This window comes from Nocardia wallacei (genome assembly GCF_029868745.1).
Classification (GTDB): domain Bacteria; phylum Actinomycetota; class Actinomycetes; order Mycobacteriales; family Mycobacteriaceae; genus Nocardia; species Nocardia wallacei_B.
In genome coordinates this window covers 1-2,590 of sequence record NZ_JARWOP010000363.1, presented here as the reverse complement: position 1 = coordinate 2,590, position 2,590 = coordinate 1, and the positions used below count along the sequence as shown (strand labels likewise).

Sequence of the window (2,590 nt, the reverse complement as noted above, 5' to 3'; positions counted from 1 at the left end):
CCCCACCTCACACCCGGACAATCCCCGCGGCAAGGGGATCTATTGGGGGCCTCTCGCGGCCGCCGTGGGGCTGCTGCGGTTGACGGGGGGGCCGGGGGCGCCGGTGGTCGAGCAGCCGGCGCGGGCGCTCGGCGCGGTCGTCGTCGGGGAGGGCCCCGAGGACGCGGCGCTGCGTGCCTGGCTGGGTGAACGCTTGCCCCGCTACATGATTCCCCGTCTCTTCCTCCGCAGGACGGGACTGCCGATCACTCGCAACGGCAAGATCGACCGCGCCGCCGTCCAGGCCGCACTCGTCGCGGCAGACGTCGGCGCTGCCGGAACCGGCTCTACGGCAACGGAAGAACCAGCACGCGGCGGAGTGCCGTCGGGACGGGCCGAGCGCCTGGTGGCCGAGGCGTGGGCCGCGCTGCTGGACTCCGGCGAGATCCGGCGTGACGACGACTTCTTCGCACTCGGCGGGGACAGCCTGCTCGCCACCCGGCTGATCCGGCGACTCGCCGCCGACGGTGTGGCGGGCGCCGACTTGGCGGCGCTGTTCGCCAACCCCACGCTCGCCGCGTTCGCCGCGACCCTGACATTCGGCACAGCCGCGACAACTCCGGCTCTCGCCTCCGATCCCGAACATCGGTACGAACCGTTCCCGCTCACCGATATTCAGACCGCGTATTGGCTGGGCCGGTCGGAGGATTTCGACCTGGGCGGTATCGGCGCGCATCTGTATATCGAGTACGACTGGCCCGATCTGGATCCGGAGCGGTTGGAGCGCGCCTGGAACCGGCTGATCGACCGGCACGCCATGCTGCGTGCGGTGGTCGGCGGCGACGGCATGCAGCGGGTGCTGGAAGAGGTTCCCGCATACCGGATTCCGGTGGTCGAGGGGGATGTGGCCGCCGTGCGGGACGAGCTCTCGGACAGCGTCCTCGACGCCGGCACCTGGCCGTTGTTCGATATCCGGGTCGTTCGCGACGGGCCGAATACCCGCGTCTGCGCGGTGTTCGACACGCTGATCGCCGACGGCCTGAGCGCCGTGGTGCTCCTGTCCGAGTGGACGCGGCTCTACGCGGACCCGGACAGCGAGTTGCCCGCGTTGGGTCTGGAGTTTCGCGATTACGTCATCGGCAGCGCCCCTTCGGAAGAACAGATTCAGGCGGCTTCGGCGTATTGGCGTTCGCGGTCCGCGGAGCTGCCGCCGGGGCCACAGCTGCCGTTGCGGGTTGCTCCGGCCGCGGTGCGGCGTCCTCGGTTCACTCGTCGGGAAGTACGAGTGGATCCAGCGGTCTGGCATCGAATCATGCAGCGGGCCAGAGGTTTCGGTGTGACGCCGAGTGTGGCGCTGCTGGCGTGTTACACGTGGGTGCTGGGCGCGTGGAGCGCCCAGCGTGACCTGACCGTCACGCTGACCCGTTTCGACCGGCGTGAGGTGCATCCCGACATCATGCGGGTGGTGGGGGATTTCAGTTCGCTGCTGCTGGTGGCGGATCGCCCGGTCGCCCAGGAGAGCTGGCTCGGGCGGGCGCGGCGGTTGCAGCGGCAATTGTGGAGTGACCTGGACCATCAGCAGGTTTCGGCGGTGCGGGTGCTGCGGGAACTGGCCCGGGAGAACGAGGCGGTCGCCGAGCCGGTCCCGGTGGTTTTCACGTCGATGCTGGGTGTGGACGACGAGCTGGCTCGCTCGGTGCGGTGGCCGGACTACACGCGGACCCAGACTCCGCAGGTGTGGCTGGACCATCAAGTCATCGAATTGCCGGAAGGCCTTGTGCTGAGCTGGGATTCGGTGGACGAGCTGTTCCCGGCGGGGATGGTCGACGATATGTTCGCCACCTACCACCGGCTCGTCCGCCAGTTGGGTGAGGCGGAGTGGGAACGGCCGCTGAGCGAGGCGTTGTCGCTGCTGCCGCCCCATCAGCGGGCCGTCCGCGATCAGGTCAACGACACCGCCGGGCCGGACGATCTTCCTGTCGGCGGGTTGCTGCATACGGCGATGTTCGATGTCGCGGCGGCAGACCCGGATCGAGTGGCGGTCATCGATGGGGACACTGTTGTCGGCTTCGGTGAATTGGCCGATCACAGTAGGCGGGTCGCGGCGCTGTTGATCGCGCACGGGGTGCGTCCCGGGGACGCGGTGGCGGTGTCGGTGGCCCGGGGCGCGGGGCAGGCGGCGGCGTTGTACGGCGTTCTCGCCGCGGGTGCGGCGTATGTTCCGGTCGCCAAAGACCAACCGGCGCAGCGTCGTCACGCGATTCTCGAGCAGGCGGGGGTGGCGGTCGTGCTGACCGACGACATTGCTTGCGACGCCGATGCCGAAGAATCCGCACCACCTCTTCGCCACCTGTCGGTGGTGGCGATCGGTGATGCTCGAGGCCACGACCCTGCCACGGTGTATCGGGGTGTGGCAACCGATCTCGCGTATGTCATTTTCACCTCCGGTTCGACGGGAGTGCCGAAGGGAGTCGAAATCGAGCACGGCAGTGCGGTGAATACACTCGTTGATTTGTGTTCCCGCTATGGGATCGGTGCGGGGGATCGTGTGTTGGCTGTTGCGGCAGTCGATTTCGATTTGTCGGTGTTCGACTTGTTCGGTGTGTTGGGT

The 2,590-nt window shown here is 68.3% G+C and carries 1 protein-coding gene; it reads left to right on the top strand.

What is annotated here, in order from left to right:
* On the top strand, positions 1 to 2,590 hold a 2,590-nt coding region (locus tag QH470_RS33860; protein WP_280276460.1), incomplete at both ends, for an AMP-binding protein.